This is a genomic window from Hymenobacter sp. AT01-02, from assembly GCF_000961955.2.
GTDB lineage: Bacteria > Bacteroidota > Bacteroidia > Cytophagales > Hymenobacteraceae > Hymenobacter > Hymenobacter mucosus.
The window spans coordinates 39,968-60,164 of sequence record NZ_JZIR02000059.1 but is presented as its reverse complement, the minus strand read 5'-3'; the positions used below and the strand labels follow the sequence as shown (position 1 = coordinate 60,164).

Below are 20,197 nucleotides of genomic sequence, written 5' to 3'. Positions count from 1 at the left end.
AACAGTCCCTTTTTCAATTATCATTGTGGCTTATGTACGACCTCATTGGTGATATTCACGGTCATGCGACCGAACTGCGGCAGCTACTCACGAAACTTGGCTACGCGGAACAGCACGGCATCTACCGCCACCCCACGCGGCAAGTCATTTTCCTGGGCGACTTTGTGGACCGGGGGCCGCACATTCGGGAAACACTGTGCCTAGTGCGCGCTATGGTAGATGCGGGGACTGCGCTAGCCGTAATGGGCAACCACGAGTACAACGCCATCTGTTTTCACGAACTTCATCCTGCGGGCGGGCACCTGCGCCCCCACATTCCGCGTAATATCTTCCAGCACGTACGCACCTTAGAAGAGTTCAGCAGTCGGGAAGGCTGGGCGGAATGGCAGGGCTACATTCAGTGGTTTAAGACGCTGCCCCTTTTCCTGGACCTACCGGGGTTGCGCGTGGTGCACGCCTGCTGGGACCCACGCCACATTGCGTTTCTGCAAGCCCAACTGCCCACTGGCCGGCTCACCTCTGACTTTCTTTTGCGGTGCGCTGAACGCGGTACCCCAGAGTATGTGGCGGTTGAAGAAACGCTTAAGGGCAAGGAAGTCCACTTACCTACCGGGGTACAATTTCACGATAAGGACGGGAACCCCCGCACCAAAATGCGCACCCGCTGGTGGACCGATCCGCACATCTGCACCTACCAAGACTACTACTTGGAATCCATTGATTCCTTGAATTCGCTGCCGGTTGCGGTAGATGAGCTAGCCGACGTGTGGCACTACCAGGATGCGGTGCCCGTGTTCTTCGGCCACTACTGGCTCCGGGGCACGCCCCAACTGCTGAGCCCGCACGCCGTGTGCCTGGATTATAGCGTAGCCAAAGGTGGCGAGCTGGTAGCCTACCGCTGGCAGGGTGAGACGGAACTAACGCCAGCCGGCCTGGTAAGTGCCCAAGGAGGTAGTACCCTGCTTGCAGAAGAGTAGCAGATATTGTCTCGGGGCCTACTCTCAGGCAACCGTCGGTGCGCATCCGTTACTTTGCGGCAGAACTACTTTTGCCGCATGAAACTTCCCGCGCTACTCGCCGCTACCCTCCTTTCCCTACCCCTCCTAGCCCAGCAGCCCCTGCCGGTGCCCCGCAACTTGCAGGCTACGTACGCCAAAGGCACCCGCGCAGAATCGGGCCAGCCCGGCCCTAATTACTGGCAAAATTCGGCCGACTACACGCTCAAAGTAAATTTCGACCCTGCTAGTCGGCGCGTGGCGGGCACCGTGGCTATTGCCTACCACAACCAAAGCCCCGATTCGCTGCGGCAGATCCTGTTCAAGCTCTATCCCAACCTGTATCAAAAAGGCGCAGCCCGCGCTTCCTCCATTAGCCCGGAAGACGTGAGCGAAGGGGTGCAGATTACGCAGCTAACCGTCAATGGACAGAATATCGACGTAGCTACCTTGCGCCCCGACGCCACCAACCTATCGGTACCCCTGCGGCGCGCTATTGGGTCCAAGCAAACCGCCCAGGTATCGGCTACCTACTCCTACGTTCTCAACAAAGGCTCGCACACCCGCACCGGTGAAGTAGAACCCAACGCCGACTTCGTGGCCTACTTCTTTCCGCGCATTGCGGTGTACGATGATATTGACGGCTGGAACCGCAACCCCTACCTCGGCTCCCAGGAGTTCTACAACGACTTCGCCAACTTCTCGGCCGACATTACCGTGCCCAAGGACTTTGTGGTGTGGGCCACCGGCGACCTGACCAATGCCAGCAAAGTCCTCACAAAAAAATACGCTAAGCGCTTGCAGGATGCGGAGAAAAAGGACGGCATCACCAGCATCATCACCGAGGAAGACCTTACCCGCCACGATATTACCGCTTCAAGCCCCCAAAACACTTGGCACTTCGAAGCCAAGAACGTAACCGACTTTGTATTTGCTACTACTGACCACTACGTGTGGCAAGCCAGCAGCCTGGTAGTAGACCCGGCCACCAAGCGCCGCACTCGCGTAGATGCCGTGTACAACACCAAGCACAAGGACTACGAGGAAGTGATTCAGTTCGCCCGCAAAACGGTGGAAGCTATGTCCTACACCTTTCCTAAGTGGCCCTTTCCCTACTCCCACGAGACGATCTTCGATGGTCTCGACCAGATGGAGTATCCCATGATGGTGAACGACAACCCCGTTTCGTCGCGCCAGGATGCCATTACCCTCACCGACCACGAGATATTTCACACGATGTTCCCGTTTTATATGGGCATCAACGAAACCAAGTACGGCTGGATGGATGAAGGCTGGGCGACTATTGGTGAGTGGCTGATTTCGGGTATCATCGACCCCAAGCTAGACGACGACTACGGCATTGCACCCTACGCCGCCGCGGCCGCTACCGAAGCAGACTTGCCCATTATCACGCTTAGCACCCAGCAAACCGGCACGGCTTTCTTTCTCAACTCCTACCCCAAGCCGGGCCTGGGCTACCTCTACGTGAAGGATATGCTGGGCGACGAGCTGTTCACCAAGGCCTTACATACCTACATCCGCAACTGGAATGGTAAGCACCCCATGCCCTTTGACTTCTTCAACTCCATGAACGCCGGGGCGGGCCGCAACCTTAACTGGTTCTGGCAGCGCTGGTTTTTCGACAGCGGCTACCCCGACCTCGCCATTCAAGCCGTCACGAAAACCGGCGCTGGCTACGATGTGGTAGTCGAATCCAAAGGTACCAAACCCGTTCCCGTGGACGTGACGGTAACCTTCGCCGACAACTCCACGGAGAAACTGCACCGCACTATTGCCGTTTGGGAATCTGGGGCCCACACCGTTACGGTGCCCATAGCTACTACCAAAGCCGTAAAGCAAGTGAAGCTCGGTGCTACCCTCGTACCCGACAGCTACCCCAAAGACAACGTGTGGGAGGCGAAGTAGCCGCAGCGGTGCGCTCCCATCATTCAGGAGAATAGCTAACGCTCAGTGTTGGTATGCGGAGTACCCATGTGAGACTGATAAAGATCAACACGTGTTAGCTTGTGGCTTTATCCCTCCTGTACTACACCCGAAAATATCTAGATATATAGCTGAACACAGAAAAGGCCCGCCTGTATAGGCGGGCCTTTCTATTGGCTAAATCTATCAGCTTACAGGTGGGCGATGGGGTCGGCGTTGCCGTCTGGGTCGCTTTTCACAGTACCGCTGGTGGTGAAGCTCTTGCCCTTGATAAGCAGAACACCGGCCATGTGCGGAGTAGCCATGGAAGTACCGCTGATGGTGTTGTAGCCCCCGTTCAGCCAGGTAGACTGAATGCTAACGCCGGGCATGCAGTAGTCCACGGGTGGGTTGCCGTAGTTAGAGAACGAAGCCCACGTATCGGTGCTATTCATGGCCGAGATAGTGTAGATGTTGGCCCCGTTCACGCGAGCTGGCGAGTGGTTGTTGGCGTTGTCAGTTTCGTTGCCAGCCGCCAGCGCGAAAAGCACTCCACCTGCCGAAGCACGCAGCACGGCATCATCCAGCGCCTGCGAAACCCCGCCGCCAAGGCTCATGTTGGCTACGTCGCCGGCTTTGCCATTGGCGCCTACGTAGTCAACCCCCGCAATAACACCGGAATTGGAGCCGCTGCCCCGAGAGTCGAGCACCCGGACGGCTACTACCGTGGCGTTGGCTGCCACACCTACTACCCCAATGGTGTTGTTCTTGGCGCCAATGGTGCCCGCTACGTGGGTACCGTGGCCATTACCGTCGTCTGGCGAGGCATAATTGGCGCCGCTGGTCAGGAATGACTTGGAGCGGGTTACGTCCACGTTTAGGTCGGGGTGGTCTAGGTCAATGCCCGTGTCGATAACCCAAGCCGTTTTGCCAGTACCGTCGGCCGTACCCACGCGGGTGATACCGTACGGAGTTGTTTGGGCGGGCTGCGTAGTGCCACCACCGGCTGGCTTACCCAGCGAGATTACTCGGTCTTGCTCCACATAAGCTACCCGCTCGTCGGCGCGCAGCTGATTGGCTTCGGCGGCGCTCAGGGCAGCCGAGAAGCCTTTCAGGGCATGCCCATAGGCATAGCCCAGGGCTTGCGCGTTGGCCCCGCGGGCTTTCAAAATGCCTTGCCCTACTTCTTTTACTTTTCTTACTTTTTCCGAGTACGATTCACTTCCACTAAGCCCAACAGCACCATCTTTCAGCACCACAATGTACTGACCTGCAATCACGTCACCCTCACTTTTGGCTTCACTGCTGTTTTGCGCTACGGTGCTTTCGGCAGGCTGAACTGCATCTTCTGAGCAGGCAGTAAAGGTAGCGCTGGCAGCAATTGCGGAGGCGCTCAGGAGCCAAGCTAGACGGGCATTACGTTGATTCTTCTGCATTCTACTAGGGTAAAAAGTGGAAAGAAGGGAACGGAACTGACACGAGAAGTACGCCGGAGTTTGGTGTGCAGGACGCTAGTAAGTCCTATTAGGTAGCTCCGGCTACTCCTTATGAATTTGTTTAGCCAAAGTAGAAATTTCATGAAACAATCATCTTCATCTACTACAAGTATTCGCAAGTATAGCTCATCAATACTATCAAAATAACAGATAAAACAGCCATATTCTGCTACAATGACATATTATAGCAGCATTAATAAAATTATGATAATCTATAAATTACTATATAATTCCTCGTTTCACTTCATTACCAAAGCACTATTTATCATCAGATAAATCATATTTTTTCAATACTACTCTGTCTGTTGTATAATTCACGGTATCTGAAGGAATACATCAGTATTTGAGCACGAAGCGTATATCTTTGCGCCGTGATGAGTCGCCCCACCGCGGCGCTGCAAAGCGACGAGGAAAGTCCGGGCAACACAGAGCACCCTGCTTCCTAACGGGAAGGACTGGTGCGCGTAAAGCAATCCAGGACAGCTAGTGCCACAGAAAACTACCGCCTACGTCGCCTTCGGGTGGCCGGTAAGGGTGAAAAGGTGCGGTAAGAGCGCACCAGCGGCTGGGCAACCACGCCGGCTGGGTAAACCTCAGGGGTTGAAAGACCAAATAAGCTGGCATGTAGCTCTTCGGAACTGCACCGGGCGGCTCGTTCGGCGCCAGCGGGTAGGTTGATGGAGCCTTTCCGTGAGGACTGGCCTAGATAAATGGTGGGGCCGCGGCAACGCGGACAAAACCCGGCTTACAGACTCGTCACCCGTATTAAGCGGCCGCTGCACCTTCGAGCGAGGTGCGGCGGCCGTTTTCAGTTATTGTACCAAGCCTCTTTTCCACACTTGCTGCATGTTTCACTTACTACCAACTACTTCCTCCAAAACCCTTGCCCGAAGCTTCTGGGGGTTTCTTCTACTGCTGGGGCTTTTCTCGCATTCGTCAGTAGCCCAAACCACCCCACCTGCCGCCGATGTGTACGTGGACCCCGCCGGCGTACTGCGCTGGCAAGGTAGCCGCCAAGAGGTAGCCTTGTTTGGGGTAAACTACACTACCCCCTTTGCCTATTCATACCGGGCGCACAACCAGGTGGGCAACAATCTAGAACAGGCCATCAGGCAGGATGTATACCACCTGTCGCGGCTGGGCATTGATGCCTTCCGCCTTCACGTATGGGACGTAGAAATTACTGACACGGCGGGCAATCTGCTGCAGAACGAGCACCTGCGCCTGCTCGACTTTCTGATTCAACAGCTCAAGCAGCGGCAGATCAAAATTCTGCTGACGCCCATTGCGTACTGGGGCAATGGCTACCCCGAGCCGGACGTGAACATGACGGGCTTTTCCTCTATCTACTCCAAGGATCAAGCGTACCGCAACCCGCGCGCCATTCGGGCCCAGGAAAACTATCTGGCCCAGTTCCTGAACCACCGCAACGCATACACGGGCCTTCTCAACCGCGAGGACCCCGACATTATTGCGTATGAAGTATGCAACGAGCCCCGCTACGTGCAGCCAGAAGCGGAAGTAGCCAGCTTTGTACGGCGCATGGTAACGGCTATGCGGAGCACCGGCTACCGCAAGCCCATCTTCTACAACATTGCGGAAAGCCCAGTGGTAGCCAACGCCATTCTGGACAGCCCCGTGGACGGCTTCACCTTTCAGTGGTACCCTTCGGGGTTAGTGAACGGGCACAGCCTGCGCGGCAACCCGCTGCCCTTCGTAGACCAGTACCCCACTCCTTACCGCCAAGACCCGCGCTTCACCCGCAAGCCGCACCTGGTATATGAGTTTGAGTCGGGCGACATTCTGCAACCCCTCATGTACCCAGTGATGGCCCGCAGCTTCCGCAGTGCGGGCTTCCAGTGGGCCACCCAGTTTGCGTACGACCCGCTGGCTCTTGCCTTTGCCAATACCGAGTACCAAACGCACTACCTGAACCTGGCTTACACGCCCGCAAAGGCTCTTAGTCTGCTCATTGCGGGTCGCGTGTTTCGCCAAACCTCGCGTGGCCAGCAGTTTCCGGCTTACCCCCAGGATTCCTCGTTTAACAACGTGCGAGTGAGCTACCGGAATGGACTGAGCGAGTTGAATACAACGGAAGAGTTCTTGTACACAGGCTCTACAACGACTACCCCGCGCAAGCCCGCCTCCCTCCAACGCATAGCTGGCACGGGTTCTTCTGCCGTGGCTACCTACGAGGGTACGGGCGCCTACTTCCTCGACCGGCTAGCGGCGGGCGTGTGGCGGCTGGAAGTAATGCCCGACGTCGTAGCCCTACACGACCCGTTTGCGACTACCTCGCTACGGCAACCCGTGACGCGCATAGTCTGGAATACGCAGCCGCTACGCCTAGCCTTACCGGGGCTAGGTACCGATTATACAGTGCGGGGCCTGAACGAAGGCAACACTTTTCAGGGGCAGGCCACCAATGGCACTGTGCGCCTGCAGCCGGGCGTGTACCTAGTAGCGGCGCGGGGCAAGAAAACGTCCTCATTCACTGCCCAAACCAAGCTGGGCTCCATTCAGCTAGGCGAGTTTGTGGCCCCACCAGCTACTACTTTGCCAGCCAGGTAGTGCACACCTCCCCCGGGCAGATGGTGGCCGGGCAGCCAACCACACTCCGGGCTACCGTTGCGGGGGCTACCGCCACCGACTCCCTGCTGCTGATAGCACAGCATTTCTACGGCCAAACGCGCACCATTCCTATGCGCCGCCCCACGCTTACTACCGCCGAGGCTACCGTGCCAGCCGACTTGCTGTATCCTGGTTTGCTGCGCTACTGGATTGTAGTACAACACGAAGGAAAGCACACCACTTTCCCGGGTGCTTTCCCGGGTAATCCGCGCCAGTGGGACTACTCGCCCCAGGATCATTGGGAAGCACCCATTGTAGCAGCTGGTGCGGCCTTACCCCTCTTTCGGGCTCAGGCCGACCAACGCCGAGTAGAAGCCGGGGGCATCAACGGGGGCGGCTGGTCTGACTATGTTACCACACCTGCTGGTCAGCTTGCCTTGCGTCTTCTGCAGGCACCTCCTGCCCCAGCGCCTACCACGCCCGCCGTGGCACCCGTGGCTTTTCTGCGCGCCTATTTCGCCGACCGCCTCGCTGACCGCAGCGCCCATGTGGGAGCATTCCGGGAAGTGGTGCTGCGCGGGCGCCGGGGCGCGGGCGCCGGACCAGTTGAGCTAGTATTCACCACCCGCGACGCGGCTGCCTACGTAGCCACAGTAGAGCTAGGAAACGAGATGCAAGAGGTACGCATTCCCCTGACGGCGTTCCGGCCCGGTGCCCAGCTCCTACTGCCACGACCCTACCCCAGCTTTTTGCCCCTCACCTTCCAAGCGTCTGGCCCGGCTACTCTCCCGCTGGCACAGGCCGAGGTGCTGCAAGTACTGCTCCATGCAGCCCCGGCCGCAACGGGCACCAGCCGGCCTTTCCTTGATATTGAATCCATTGAGTTGCGCTAGCCTATAATTTGCACACGGCGGAGAGCCGCTGCCCCAGAGCAAACCGAGCGCATTGCATAGCAATTGCACGCGGCAACACACCAACCCGACGACCGTTTTCGTTACTTTCGCTGCCAACTCCTGTTCTTAGCTCATGCCTCGCATTCTAATTATTGACGACGAAAAAGCCATTCGGCACACGCTGAAGGAAATCCTGGAATATGAAAGCTACCAGGTAGACCAGGCCGAGGACGGTCCTACGGGCCTCGACATGCTCATCCGCGACAAATACGATGTGGTGCTATGCGACATCAAAATGCCCAAAATGGATGGCATTGAGGTACTGGAGCGGGCCCGTATTGTGGCGCCCGATGCCGCCTTCATTATGGTGTCGGCGCATGGCAATGTAGAAATGGCCGTAGATGCCACCAAGAAAGGCGCCTATGACTTTCTGCAGAAGCCCCCAGATCTGAACCGGCTGTTGGTAACAGTGCGCAATGCCTTAGACCGCACAAAGCTGGTAACGGAAACCAAAACGCTCAAAAAGAAGATTGCTAAGAGCTCGGAAATGGTGGGCGATTCTGCTGCACTAGGAGCCGTTCGTAAGGCCATCGAAAAGGTAGCCCCTACTGATGCCCGCGTTCTTATTACTGGCCCCAATGGTGCGGGTAAGGAGATGGTGGCCCGTCAACTCCACGAGCAAAGCAACCGCGCCAGCGGACCCATGGTGGAAGTAAACTGCGCTGCCATTCCCTCGGAGCTGATTGAATCGGAGCTGTTCGGCCACGAGAAAGGCTCCTTTACCTCAGCGGTAAAGCAGCGCATTGGCAAGTTTGAGCAAGCCGACGGTGGCACGCTGTTCCTAGACGAAATAGGCGACATGAGCCTTTCGGCCCAGGCTAAGGTGCTGCGTGCCTTGCAGGAAAACAAGATAACCCGCGTGGGTGGCGAAAAGGAAATTTCGGTAAACGTGCGCGTGCTGGCAGCAACCAACAAAGACTTGCTGCAGGAAATTGCCGACAAGAACTTCCGCGAGGATTTGTACCACCGCCTCTCCGTTATCCTGATTCAGGTTCCGGCCCTGAATGACCGGCGCGAGGATATTCCAGCCCTTATTGAGAAGTTCCTGCAAGATATTGCCAACGACTACGGTAACAAAGCCAAGAAAGTAGACGCGGCGGCCCTCAAATACCTGCAAAGCCTCGACTGGCGCGGCAATATTCGGGAACTGCGTAACGTGGTAGAGCGCCTCGTCATCATGAGCGACGCTACCATTACGGAAGCTGATGCCCGCGCCTTTGCCGGCAAGTAGTCCTGTTACGGCTCCGCCGGCCTTGAGTGCAAAAAGCTTGACTGCCTTATCTAGCTCTAGCTTCCGGAGGTAGGCGCCAGCTACCAAGCAAACCCGCCCTGCTACTTAGCTCATATTGATGAGTTGGGTGGCAGGGCGGTCTGTTTTAGGAGGGGCGCTCGTATTAGTTAGGTAGCCATCTGGTTACAGCCGCGCACATCTGAGTTATCGAGGCGGCCGAGGACTTCAAAGGAGCCATCGGGATGACGGCGGGCTAGGTCCTTGGTTTCAATGAAAGCACAACTGTCGATGTTGGCTAAGTCGATAACGTTGAGCGCTCCGGCCGCTAAGCTTTCTGATACGGAGAAAGGATCTGACGGGTCGCGAAGTAGTATTTGCAGCTGAGGGGGCGCGTGGAATCGACCGTCACCAAAGCTGTAGGCTTGGCCTAGCATTTCTGTCATACCATACTCCGAGTGAATTCCGGCGGGCCCAAACCCCTGCTGTAGTTCCTGGTGCAACTCTTCGCGGATCATTTCGCGGCGGCGGCCCTTCATGCCACCCGTTTCGAGCACCGTAAGGTCCAGCAGCTCGGGTTGGCCGGCATAGGCGGCAGCAAAATCGAGCAGGGCGTAGCTTACCCCAATGAGTAGCACCTTGCGGTTTGCTTCTCTCTTTGCCTCGCCCAAGGCTTGCACCAGGGCGGCATGATCGTGCAGGAAAAAGGCCGGTTGGCGCTGCCCTGACTCGCGGGCGAAGTGCTCAACCATGGCCACCAACGACGAATTGCCTTGTTCTAAATACGAGGGTAACAAGGCTAGGATAGTCCAGCCAGTGAGTGGGCCGTAGTAGCGCTCGAAAATGCGCGCCGCGTGGTAGCGGTACAGTTCAGGCTCGCGCACGAAGTGGTGGCTGCGCTGCTGCTGGGTGGTGCCACTACTCAGGAAGGTTTCCTGGGGCTCCCACTCATTGGCGGCGGTGCGCACGGCGTGAGTTTTAAAGAACTCAATGGGCAGAAACGGAATATCGGCTAGGCTCTCCACTTGCCGCAAGTCACGGCCCAGGGCGGTTAGGTACTCTTGGTAGGGTAGGCAGTTTTGAGCCTGGTAGCGAAATAGCGCCAGCGCCGCGGCGGGAGCAGTAGCAGCCGTGAGCTGGGGCAGAGCACTTAGGTAATCTTGACGGAAACTCATTCGGAAGCGTCGGGGTTAGCGAAACGACATAACAATGGAAGCAGCAATTCGTTTGGTAGGAAGTTGTACCTTCCCACCGCGGCAGGCTCGCTTTTGCCACTCGCTTGAACGGTCTATTTCTATGAGCATACTACGTACTCTCAGTTTTACGGCTTTGCTAGCGTTAGCGAGCTTTGGCGTTTCTTCTTGTCTGAACCCACCTGACTATCCTGAAACACCTTCTATTGAGTTTAAAAGCATCACCCAGAAGGCTTTTGATGACCCTAATAACGGCGTAGGTGATACCATCAGAATCACGGTGAGCTTTAAGGATGGTGATGGTGACTTAGGCGTGGGTGCCGACGATAACGTAGGAACCAACAACTACTTCTGCACGCTTCAACTCCGCAACGCCAGCAACGTCTTCGAGGACTACAAGTTCTCGGCCAACGACCCTGGTTATAACGGCCGGTACCCCGTACTAACCCCCGCCTCGCAGGGCGACAAAAAGGCTCCGTTGCGCGGCGACCTGACCTTCCGCTTGCTGATTTATCAAGGTTCGTTTCCTCGCAACTCTGTTGTCCGATTCCGGGTTCGGATTGCTGACCGCGCTCTGAATGAAAGCAACGAGGTATTTACCGACGCTATTACGCTTCGGTAAAGAACTGATCGTCCTTAAAGGCTTATGAAAAGGCCGGCCGTGTAACACTCGGCCGGCCTTTGTAGTTACTACGCGGTGCCGGTGGCACCTAGTAAATAGCCGGGAAGCGCTGCGGATCGGCCTCTTGCATTAGCTCGTATACGGCATCAAATACGTCCTCAGCGTTGGGCTTCGAGAAGTAGTCACCGTCGGAGCCGTAGGGCGGCCGGTGGGCTTGCGCGGAGAGGCAGCGCGGCTGAGAGTCAAGGAAACGGTAGGCCTGCTGTTCATCGAGCACCTGCTGCATCATGTAGGCTGTGGCTCCTCCGGGCACGTCTTCATCGGCAAACAAGACCCGACCCGTGCGTTGAATGCTGTCGGTGATGAGGTGCTGCACATCAAAAGGCAGCAGGCTCTGCACGTCAATTACTTCCACCTGAATGCCCACCTCTGCTAGCTGCTTAGCCGCATCTAGCACAATGCGGCACATAGAACCGTAGGTGACGATGGTCACGTCGTCGCCGGCCAGCAGGGTTTCGGGCACGCCCAGGGGCAGTGTAAACTCGCCTACGTTCTGCGGAATGCGCTCTTTCAGGCGGTAGCGTTAAGACATTCAATAACAATGGCGGGCTCGTCGCTACGTAGCAGCGTGTTATAGAATCCAGCCGCCTGGGTCATGTTGCGCGGTACTAGCAGGTGCATACCCCGAATGGCGCCTAGCACCATTTGAATAGGCGAGCCTGAATGCCAAATACCCTCTAAGCGGTGGCCCCGGGTGCGCACAATCAGGGGAGCTTTTTGGCCGCCCTTGGTACGGTACTGCAGGCAGGCCACATCATCGCTCAAGATCTGAATGGCGTAGAGCAAGTAGTCGAGGTACTGAATCTCGGTAATAGGACGTAGTCCGCGCAGCGCAGCGCCGATACCTTGCCCAATAATAGTGCACTCCCGGATGCCAGTGTCTGTAACGCGCAGTTCCCCGAATTTTTCCTGCAATCCAGCAAAGGCCTGGTTTACGTCGCCAATGCGTCCCACGTCTTCGCCAATAGCAAAAATGCGCGGGTCCCGGCGGAAGTTGGCCTCGAAGCAGGCTTGCAACACCTCCCGGCCGTCTACCTGCGGGGCGTTTTCGGCAAACTCCACTGGCACTTCTTCAATGTTGAGGGCGGCGGCTTCGCTTTGGCTGTAGAGGTAGGAGTTGTAGCGGTCGGCGTTTTCTGCCAGGGCTTGCTCCAGCCAGTTTTGTAGGCTGCGGCGGGCCCCACTCCGTAGGCCCCGCACCTGGCGCAAGGCCCGACGTACGGTACGTACAAGATCGGCACGAATGGGCGCGGGGTTTTGCTGCAGAGGTTCTACTAGTCCCTGCAGCGTATTTTCAGTTCCAGTTTGCGCTACTAGTTTGGTGAGCATTTCTACTACCTCGGCGCGCTCCTGCTTAATGGGCGAGAAGAAATCCTCCCAAGCTGCTACACGCGCTTGTTTTACCGTTTCGCGGGCGGCGTTTTCAATGGTGCTAAGCTCCTCTTCCGACGCATGGCCTTCCTCTAGCAACCAAAGGCGCATTTTGCGAAGGCAGTCGTGCTCCTCTTCCCACGAGAGGCGGTCCTTGCTCTTGTAGCGCTCATGCGAGCCCGAGGTACTGTGACCCTGGGGCTGAGTTACTTCCGTAACGTGAATGAGAACCGGCACGTGCTGGGTTCGGCATAGCTCGGCGGCGCGCTGGTAGGTGTCCACCAAGGCAGCATAATCCCATCCTTTCACCACAAAAATCTCGAAACCCGGCTGGCCCTCACCTTCCCGCTGAAAACCCTTCAGGATTTCGCTGATGCTCTGCTTGGTCGTCTGGTATTCGGCGGGCACCGAAATGCCGTAGTGGTCATCCCACACGCTCACTAGCATTGGAATCTGCAACACCCCAGCTGCATTGATGGCCTCGAAGAACATTCCTTCCGAGGTGCTAGCATTACCAATGGTACCAAACGCCACCTCATTGCCTTGCACTGAAAACTGGTCGAACTGGTGCAGCTCGGGGTTTTGGCGGTACAGCTTGGAAGCGTAGGCCAGGCCCACCAGGCGCGGCATTTGAGCACCGGTGGGCGAAATGTCGGCCGAGGAGTTTTTGCGCTGGGCCAGGTTCTTGAACTGTCCGTCTTCGTCGAGTAGGCGGGTACCGAAGTGGCCATTCATGGCCCGGCCCGCGGTAGAAGGCTCGGCCTCCACGTCGGGGTGGGCGTAGAGCTGAGCAAAGTACTGCTGCAGCGTCAGTTCCTCAATGGCCAGCATGAAGGTCTGGTCGCGGTAGTAGCCGGAGCGCCAGTCGCCGGGGCGGAAGGCGCGGGCCATAGCTAGTTGTGGCACTTCCTTGCCGTCACCGAAGATGCCAAATTTGGCCTTACCCATGAATACCTCCTTGCGGCCCGCTAAGGACGCATGCCGGCTTTCCCAGCCGAGACGGTAGTCACGCAGTAATTCTTCTTTGCGGAGGATAGCAGCAGGAGCCAGTAGGTCGGCGGCAGTTTCGGCAGGTGACATAAACGGCAGATGGGTGGAACTAGGAGCAGGAAAGATGGGTGGGGCCTGCTTCTGGAAGAAACAGGCCCCCAAAAGTACGGATTTGCCGCCGAACCAATGCTGACCCAGTACGCCGGCCTCCGGGCTAGAGGGCGGTGTTTTCTGTTTATATTTGCCAGGCTAGCGTGCAGGCAAGACAAGATGTGCGCGCTGTGGCTTACTAGCACCCTGCACTTGGCAGATGCTGGCGTGCGGAGGCTTGCGCAGGCAAGGTATTTTTACTATTTCTTTGCGTCAATTTCCTCTTGTACCAAGTTTGCTTCGCTTACTACTACTGACACTATGAAACAGCTATTCTCATTAGTGGCCGCCTTGCTCATGGCTGCCGTGGCCCAAGCGCAAGGGGTAATTCAGTTTGAAAAGGAACTCCATGACTTTGGCAACGTGCCCGAAGGCACCATGCTACCCACGAGTTCCGGTTTAAAAACACCGGCAACCAGCCCATCATCATCGCCAACGTACAGGCCAGCTGCGGCTGCACCACACCCGACTGGACCAAGACGCCCGTGCTGCCCGGCAAGACTGGCATCGTGAAGGCGGTGTACAGCAGTGCGGGACGCCCCGGCATCTTTAACAAAACCGTAACGGTAACCAGCAACGCCGCCACGCCAAGCGAGGTACTCACCATCAAGGGCAACGTACTAAACAAAGACCAGATGAAGTCTTCGCTGACGCCGGCCCAACTGGCCCAGTCGCCGCGCATGGTGCTAGACCGAGCAGTGCATGATTTTGGCAAGTTTGAGGCTGGCCAAACACCCTCGGCCAAGTTCACCGTGAAAAATACCGGCAAGCAGGACCTTGTTCTGAGCGCTATTCTGTCGCAGTGCTATTGCGTGGGGTATAAGAATGTGCCCTCTCCTATCAAGCCCGGACAAAGTGCCGTTATTGAACTGGTATATGGACAACGCAAGCTGGGCGCACAACAGGAGCAGGTCACCATCACGAGCAACGACCTTTCGGGCGACGCGAAAGTGACGCTGAAAGCCAACGTTGTGAAAGACTTAAATGCCGGGAGCATGGTGAAGGAAAGCGACTCCTCGGTGCCATTCAAATAGCCTCGTTCCTTGGGTAGCGGTGCCTTACACTTGCTACCGGCCAATCCCTACCGAAGCCCCTGCTGCCGCTGCTGGCGTAGGGGCTTTTTTATTTTCAGGTGGACCATTCAGGGAAAGAGCGGATTGCTGTCGGCTTCGTCCTCACAATGCCAGCGGCATGTCTTATCTTTGTCCCGCCTTTTCAGGCATTCCTTATCCACCCCATTTTCACTCTCTGCCTCGAGCCATGATCATCGGCGTACCGAAAGAAATCAAGAATAACGAAAACCGCGTGGGTCTGACGCCCGCTGGCGTAGCTGAATTCCGCAAGCACGGGCACGAGGTGTACGTGCAGGCTTCGGCTGGCACGGGCAGCGGCTTCTCCGACGCGGAGTACCAGCAGGCAGGTGCCATCATCCTACCTACCATTGAGGAGGTGTACGCCAAGGCCGAGATGATTGTGAAAGTAAAGGAGCCCATTGCCTTGGAGTATCCGCTCATCAAGGAAAACCAACTGCTGTTTACCTACTTCCACTTTGCCTCCGGCGAGGAACTCACCCACGCCATGATTGAGCGCAAAGCAGTATGCTTGGCCTACGAAACGGTAGAGCTACCCACCCGCGCCCTCCCTCTGCTCATTCCTATGAGCGAAGTAGCGGGCCGTATGGCGCCCCAGGAAGGTGCTAAGTACCTGGAGAAACCCCTGAAAGGCCGGGGCATTCTGCTGGGTGGCGTGCCCGGTGTGAAGCCTGCCAACGTGCTGGTACTTGGTGCCGGTATTGTAGGTACGCAAGCCGCCAAAATTGCCGCTGGTCTGGGCGCTCAGGTAACCGTTATGGACATTAACCTGAACCGTCTGCGCGAGCTAGACGACTTTATGCCTAAGAACGTGGTAACGCAGTACTCCAACGAGTACAACATCCGCGAAGCCATCAAAACAGCTGACCTGATCATTGGTGCCGTGCTGATTCCGGGTGCGAAGGCTCCCCACCTTATCACCCGCGACATGCTCAAGACCATGAAGCCCGGCACCGTGCTGGTTGACGTGGCCGTGGACCAGGGTGGCTGCATCGAAACCTGCGAGCCCACCACCCATGAGAACCCTACCTTCATCATCGACGACATTGTGCACTACTGCGTGGCCAACATGCCGGGTGCCGTGCCGTACACCTCTACCCTGGCGCTGACCAATGCTACTCTGCCCTACGCAGTGAAGCTGGCCAACCTGGCTGGCAGGAAGCTTGCCGCCGCGATGAGGCCCTGCGCCTCGGCCTGAACGTGGTGAACGGCGAGGTAGTATACAAAGGCGTAGCCGACGCCTGGAACCTGCCCCTCGTGGAGGTGAGCAGCGTGCTGGAAGGCGCCGTAGCTTAAGCCCCAGTAGAGAATACGTAGATAGGAAAGCCTTTCCGGCCGGTTGGTCGGAAAGGCTTTTTCTGTAGCGCCAAGCTCCAGCTTGGCGTTCGTTTGCACAAACCCCACGAGCACGGCATTTAGCGGCCGTTCTGCATTGCCCACGGCTGGAGCTACGGGCCACTTCTTATGAAAGGCATCCTATATACCGGCGGCGAACTAACGGACTTAGTGAGCTTTGCGCGTCTTCCCTCCTACCTACAAGCTTTCCTGCGCGACCAGAATGGGGTGGTGGCCTACTTCGGAGGCCTCCATATTCGCGGCTGCGTGCAGGAGCCGGGCTGGCACTCCTTAGCCGATGTGTGGCAGGGTGAGGCCGCCTTTTGGCGCACGTATGCTACCTTACTGGAAACCGACATCCCCTTCGCGCAGGACTGCGTGGGCAACCAGTTTCTGCTGCGCGGCGACGCCGTGTTTTTTCTCGATACCGAAACTGGTGAGCTAGCCGATTTGGAGGTTGACTTCAAGCACTTCTTATTTGGGGCCGAGAAGTTTCCGTTGGATGCCCTGGGCATGGAGCCCTTACGAGGCTTTCAGCAGAAAGGCGGCATGCTACCTCCCGGTCAGCTACTCAGTTTATACCCGCCGGCCTGTATTGCTACGCCCAGTAAGCAGCCTGCTACGGTGAAGCCCGTTCCGGTGGCCGAGCGCCTGGCTTGGCTGGCCGATTTCTACCGCCAGATCAAGGACTTGCCGGATGGGCAGTCTATCCGGCTGAAACCAACGGAGTAACGTAGCCGCCACCTCATGCCTTCCGTATTTTTCCGCCTGCTGCTGCGCCGGTTTGCGTTACTACTGGGTCTGTATGTACTGCTTCGGCTAGGGTTTTACCTGGCTAATTATGCTGTATTTCAGGAGGCTAGCGCGGGGGAAGTACTACTAGCATTCTGGCACGGCTTCCGGTTCGATATTTCGGGTCTGCTGTTGCTGAACGTGCCGTTTCTGCTGCTTTCCCTGGTGCCCAATTTGGGCCAGCGGTGGCAGGCCTTCGTACGCGGCGTATACCTCACGCTGAATGCCATCGGCATCTCTCTTAACCTGATTGACACCCAATATTTCAAGTTTATTGGGCGCCGTACCAGCAATGAGCTGTTTACCATCACCGATGACATTCAGCGGCAGGCAGGCCAACTTGCCGGGCACTACTGGTTTCTGCTGATACCTTTTGTGGTTCTCTTCGGCCTGCTCTGGTACTGCTACCCTATGCCCAGCCCCGCAGCCGTGCCCGCGCGCCCAACTGGCCCGCGCGGGTGGATACGGCCCGGCCTAGAGTTTATTCTAGTAGCTGGCCTGACTGTACTGGGCATTCGGGGAGGCTTGCAGTTGAAGCCTTTGCGCACTGGGCACGCGTTTGTGCAAACCCCGCCTATTCTGGGCCACGTAGCGTTAAACAGTACCTTTACCTTCCTGAAAAGCCTGGGCTACCAACCCGCCGAGCGACGCCAGTATTTCGCTTCGGCCGCGGCGTTGCAACCCGCACTAGCCCGCCGTGCACCCGCCATCCCGCCCCACGACACTACCAGCCGCCGGCGCGACAACGTGGTTATTCTGCTAGTGGAAAGCTTTGCTTCGGAATACAACGGCATCGAAAACGGCGGGCAGGGCTACACTCCCTTCTTTGACTCGTTGGCTACGAAAGGCCTGTTTTTTCGTAACCACTACGCCAATGGGCGCCGCTCCATTGAGTCGTTGCCGGCAGTACTGGCGGGGCTGCCTTCCCTCATGGAAAGCTCGTTTATCACCTCCAATTTTCAGACCGATGAACTACACGGCCTGGGCGAACTGCTGGGGCGAGCGGGCTACACCACCTCGGTTTTTCATGGAGCGCAGAACGGTACCATGGGCTTCAACACCTTTGCGGGTATTGCGGGCATGCAGCAGTACTACGGCCTAAACGAGTACCCCGGTGGGGCTCAAAGTCCCGATTTTGATGGGCACTGGGGCATCTTTGATGAACCTTACTTGCAGTATTTTGCTCGGCAGCTAGGCCAACAACCACAGCCATTTTTCTCCCTGGTATTTACACTGACTTCGCACGAGCCCTTCCCCGTACCAGCCCAATACCAGGGCCGGTTTGCCCCGGGTGAGCTGCCCATTCATGCCTCTATTGGGTACACCGATTTTGCTTTACGCCAGTTTTTCAAGGCTGCGGCGCGCCAACCCTGGTATCAGAACACCCTGTTTATTCTGCTAGCTGACCACACCTCTCAAACGCTGCGGCCCGATTACCAGAACACGCTCGGCTCTTACAAGACACCCCTGCTACTTTTCCATCCGGTCCGCCAGCTACCCTCGGCCAATGTAGAGCGCATCACCCAGCAGGCTGATTTGCCAGCTACGGTACTTGACTACCTGGGCGTCTCTGCCCCGGGCAAGCTACTCCCCTTCGGCTACTCCGTATTCGATGCAGGCACTACGGGGCGGGCTCTGTTTTTGAGTGGCGGCAGTTACTTTCTTGTTCACCAAGACTTTGTTACGGAACTGACGGCTGACAACCAAGTACGGCTGTATTCCTACCGTACCCACCAACTACCTGCCGCGCCCTTATCAAACCCCGATCCGCAGAAAGTACTTCAGTACGGCAATGAGCTGAAGGCATGCGTGCAGTTCTTCCTGAATGGTCTAGCCGACAATAGTTTGTACAAGCACCAGTAGCAGCGCAGCCGCGCTGCTACTGGTTGATTTACGGTTGTTGAACTTCCCCGTAGCTGGGTACCTCCAGTAGCCGCTCGTTGGTACGATGCACAAAGTCGACGCGCCAGCAGAAGTGGTGCAGCCCATTTGTGAGTAGCAGCAAAGGGGCACCTATCGTTTGGTTGTAGGTAGCCGCTTGCAAGGCCACATCGGCCGTGATGGGCACGCTAGGGGCTTTGCATTCCACTAGTAACAAAGGGCGGCCGTAGGCATCAAGGGCGCAGAGGTCGGTGCGCTTTTGGCGCTGGTTGTACGTATGGCCGCGCTCCAAGCTCAACAGCCCTTTGGGGTAGCCCCGATGATTGATCAGGTAGTGGACCACGTGTTGGCGCACCCACTCCTCGGGAGTAAGTACTATATTACGCCGACGCAATACATCCCAGATTAGCAAATTTTCGCTGGATTTTGTAACTTTGTACTCGAAAGGCGGCAGGTTCAACTCTTGCATCACCTCCAAAGGTACGGCCCTGGGCTCCAAACTCCCGCTTTTCGTCCCGTACCGTCGCACCCTTCGGGTTCCGACGGTTTTTTTGTACCTCTATTTTCCGGCTGTGCAAAGCTGGTGGCGGCCCCAAGCCGCGACTGACCTTGTCGCAGCCTTTTGTAAAGACACTTTAATTCCCTTCTATATGAAAACCAAAGCCGACATTGTTGAGAACTGGCTCCCCCGCTACACTGGCGTGCCCCTGAACGAGTTCGGGCAGTATATTTTGCTGACCAACTTTATCAACTACGTATCCATGTTTGCCGAGCAGTTTGGGGTGGAGATTCGCGGCATCGACAAGCCCATGCAAACGGCTACGGCCAACGGCATCACCATTATCAACTTCGGTATGGGCTCTCCCATGGCAGCTACCGTGATGGACCTGCTTTCAGCCATCAAGCCTAAGGCGGCGCTGTTCTTGGGTAAGTGCGGGGGCTTGAAGAACAAGACCAAGCTCGGCGACCTGATTTTGCCTATTGCCGCCATCCGGGGTGAGGGTACTTCCGATGACTACCTGCCAGCTGAAATTCCCGCCCTGCCTTCGTTCCGCTTGCAGCGTGCCGTGTCTTCCATGATCAAGAAGCACGAGAAGGATTACTGGACCGGCACGGTATACACTACCAACCGCCGCGTGTGGGAGCACGATGAAAACTTCAAAGAATACCTGCGGCAGATTCGGGCCATGGCCGTGGACATGGAAACTGCTACCATCTTCACCGTGGGCTTCGTGAATGAAATTCCTCACGGCGCCCTCCTGCTGGTGAGCGACAACCCCATGACGCCCGAAGGCGTGAAAACCTCGGAGAGCGATAAAAAGGTAACCGCTGACTTCGTGACGGCCCACCTGCAAATCGGAATTGAGTCGCTGCTGGAACTCAAGAACTCCGGGGAGTCGGTGAAGCACATGCGCTTCGAGTAGAGCACCAGAACCTAGGTAGCTAGGATCCTTTCAAGCCCGAACCAATGACTTGGTTCGGGCTTTTTGTTGGGGGTAGTTCAGCGCTTATGCCTCCTTTTTGTAATATTTATGGGTAGAAGAAG

General features: G+C 56.8%; 13 protein-coding genes, 1 other RNA gene and 2 pseudogenes. 12 read left to right on the top strand and 4 right to left on the bottom strand.

The features are described from left to right. Nucleotides 1-32 precede the first annotated feature (32 nt). Entirely contained in the window at nucleotides 33-977 is a 945-nt protein-coding gene (locus VI25_RS16840) for a metallophosphoesterase (protein WP_055562679.1), read from the top strand. Between the two features lie 78 nt (nucleotides 978-1,055). Next, nucleotides 1,056-2,921, top strand: a complete 1,866-nt coding sequence (locus tag VI25_RS16835) for a M1 family metallopeptidase (protein WP_055562678.1) — start codon at nucleotides 1,056-1,058, stop codon at nucleotides 2,919-2,921. Nucleotides 2,922-3,130: 209 nt separating this feature from the next. Here the strand turns inward: VI25_RS16835 and VI25_RS16830 are convergent, their stop codons facing one another. Further along, entirely contained in the window at nucleotides 3,131-4,354 is a 1,224-nt protein-coding gene (locus tag VI25_RS16830) for a S8 family serine peptidase (RefSeq protein ID WP_045689600.1), read from the bottom strand. Nucleotides 4,355-4,785: 431 nt separating this feature from the next. Here VI25_RS16830 and rnpB point away from each other — a divergent pair. The 4 genes from rnpB to VI25_RS16815 all read left to right on the top strand — a co-directional run bounded on the left by rnpB (nucleotide 4,786) and on the right by VI25_RS16815 (nucleotide 9,169). After that, an RNA gene (rnpB, locus tag VI25_RS16870) (RNase P RNA component class A) lies at nucleotides 4,786-5,178 on the top strand. An 82-nt stretch (nucleotides 5,179-5,260) separates the two neighbouring features. After that, a complete protein-coding gene (locus VI25_RS16825) occupies nucleotides 5,261-6,985 on the top strand; it encodes a hypothetical protein (protein ID WP_052695400.1) in 1,725 nt (574 codons plus the stop codon). After that, nucleotides 6,985-7,878, top strand: coding sequence for a hypothetical protein (locus VI25_RS24180; protein ID WP_152981672.1), 894 nt, complete (start codon nucleotides 6,985-6,987; stop codon nucleotides 7,876-7,878). Before VI25_RS16825 ends, VI25_RS24180 begins: the two co-directional genes overlap by 1 nt. A 133-nt stretch (nucleotides 7,879-8,011) precedes the next feature. Beyond that, entirely contained in the window at nucleotides 8,012-9,169 is a 1,158-nt protein-coding gene (locus VI25_RS16815; protein ID WP_045689601.1) for a sigma-54-dependent transcriptional regulator, read from the top strand. A gap of 167 nt (nucleotides 9,170-9,336) precedes the next feature. On the opposite strand, the gene VI25_RS16810 is transcribed toward VI25_RS16815, so the two are convergent. Further along, complete coding sequence (locus VI25_RS16810; protein WP_045689602.1) at nucleotides 9,337-10,341, bottom strand: acyltransferase; 1,005 nt, start codon at nucleotides 10,339-10,341, stop codon at nucleotides 9,337-9,339. Nucleotides 10,342-10,462: 121 nt separating this feature from the next. On the opposite strand from VI25_RS16810, the gene VI25_RS16805 reads away from it, so the two are divergent. Further along, nucleotides 10,463-10,981, top strand: a complete 519-nt coding sequence (locus tag VI25_RS16805) for a hypothetical protein (RefSeq protein ID WP_045689603.1) — start codon at nucleotides 10,463-10,465, stop codon at nucleotides 10,979-10,981. Between the two features lie 88 nt (nucleotides 10,982-11,069). Here the strand turns inward: VI25_RS16805 and VI25_RS16800 are convergent. After that, a pseudogene (locus VI25_RS16800) lies at nucleotides 11,070-13,492 on the bottom strand (thiamine pyrophosphate-dependent enzyme). A 482-nt stretch (nucleotides 13,493-13,974) separates the two neighbouring features. Here VI25_RS16800 and VI25_RS16795 point away from each other — a divergent pair. The 4 genes and pseudogenes from VI25_RS16795 to VI25_RS16780 all read left to right on the top strand — a co-directional run bounded on the left by VI25_RS16795 (nucleotide 13,975) and on the right by VI25_RS16780 (nucleotide 18,633). Further along, entirely contained in the window at nucleotides 13,975-14,586 is a 612-nt protein-coding gene (locus VI25_RS16795) for a DUF1573 domain-containing protein (protein WP_316934348.1), read from the top strand. A gap of 226 nt (nucleotides 14,587-14,812) precedes the next feature. Further along, nucleotides 14,813-15,939 (top strand): annotated as a pseudogene (gene ald / locus VI25_RS16790) (alanine dehydrogenase). Between the two features lie 168 nt (nucleotides 15,940-16,107). Continuing rightward, nucleotides 16,108-16,710, top strand: a complete 603-nt coding sequence (locus VI25_RS16785) for an SMI1/KNR4 family protein (protein ID WP_045689604.1) — start codon at nucleotides 16,108-16,110, stop codon at nucleotides 16,708-16,710. 15 nt (nucleotides 16,711-16,725) lie between these two features. After that, entirely contained in the window at nucleotides 16,726-18,633 is a 1,908-nt protein-coding gene (locus tag VI25_RS16780; protein WP_045689605.1) for an LTA synthase family protein, read from the top strand. A 28-nt stretch (nucleotides 18,634-18,661) separates the two neighbouring features. On the opposite strand, the gene VI25_RS16775 is transcribed toward VI25_RS16780, so the two are convergent. Continuing rightward, entirely contained in the window at nucleotides 18,662-19,120 is a 459-nt protein-coding gene (locus VI25_RS16775; RefSeq protein ID WP_055562677.1) for a type I restriction enzyme HsdR N-terminal domain-containing protein, read from the bottom strand. A 181-nt stretch (nucleotides 19,121-19,301) separates the two neighbouring features. Here VI25_RS16775 and VI25_RS16770 point away from each other — a divergent pair, with 181 nt between their 5' ends. After that, nucleotides 19,302-20,075 (top strand): AMP nucleosidase, encoded by a 774-nt coding sequence (locus VI25_RS16770; protein ID WP_045689606.1) that lies wholly within the window; start codon nucleotides 19,302-19,304, stop codon nucleotides 20,073-20,075. The last annotated feature ends 122 nt before the right edge of the window (nucleotides 20,076-20,197 follow it).